The sequence below is a fragment of the Amycolatopsis thailandensis genome (assembly GCF_002234405.1).
Taxonomy (GTDB): Bacteria; Actinomycetota; Actinomycetes; order Mycobacteriales; family Pseudonocardiaceae; genus Amycolatopsis; species Amycolatopsis thailandensis.
This window is the reverse complement of the sequence record NZ_NMQT01000241.1, coordinates 1-889: the sequence shown is the minus strand read 5'-3', so window position 1 is coordinate 889 and position 889 is coordinate 1. Positions and strand designations below refer to the sequence as shown.

The following is an 889-nucleotide window of genomic DNA, read 5'->3' as shown; positions in this document are numbered from 1 at the left end:
GTGCCCGAACCGTCCAGACCACAGGCGGCGCCGATGCCAGGGGGACCCTGCTTCACGGCGGTCGATCTGCGGCCGCTCGCCGCCGGAGAGGGCACCAGCGCCTACTGCGTGAACGACGCCGGGATGATCGTGGGCGAATCGGGGTCACGGCCGGTGCGCTGGGATCGCGAAGGAAATCCCGCGCCCTTGCCGATTCTCGACGGCTGTTCGGGCGGCCGGGCCGTCAGCGCCAACACCGCCGGCGTCATCGCCGGGGCGCTCTACACCGGCGAGTACCTCCGGCCGGTGTGCTGGCGGCCCGACGGCCGGGTGCAAGCGCTCGACCTGCCCCTCGGCACGATCTCCGGCACGACCTGCCGGGTGAACGAACGCGGCTCGATACTGGGGAACGCGATGCGGCCGGGCTACCGCTGGCGGGCGCTGCGCTGGGAACCCGACGGCGAGGCGGTGGAACTCGCCGCCCTGTCCGGCGGCGAGACCCAGGGCCACGACCTGAACGGGCTGGACGAGGTCGTCGGTTCGGCCAAGAACGGCACCGGCGGCCGGACCGCGGTGCGCTGGGACCCCTCGGGGAGGATCAGCAAACTGCCACCGCCCCGCCGCGCGACGGCCTGCGGGATCACCGATTCCGGCGCCATCCTCGGCGACGGGGTCGTGTGGAACCGCGACGGGGGCACCGTCCTGCTGACCGGGGGACCGGAGTTCTCGGCCGGACAGGTCGTCCGGATCACCGGGCACGGCGTCGCGATCGGCTGGGGTGTGACCGCGGACCGGCAAGGCATCTGCGCGCGCTGGGATCGTGAAGGACGGCCGACGCTGCTCCGTCCCTTGCCTTCGGACCTCGCCAGTACGTGTTACGACATCGATGACGCCGGGACGGTCGTCGGCG

Annotated in this window: 1 protein-coding gene; it reads left to right on the top strand. The window is 72.9% G+C overall.

Annotated elements, in window-relative coordinates; genetic code table 11:
* Positions 1–33: 33 nt before the first annotated feature.
* A partial coding sequence (locus tag CFP71_RS41970; RefSeq protein ID WP_093939416.1) for a hypothetical protein occupies positions 34–889 on the top strand: 856 nt, incomplete at its 3' end.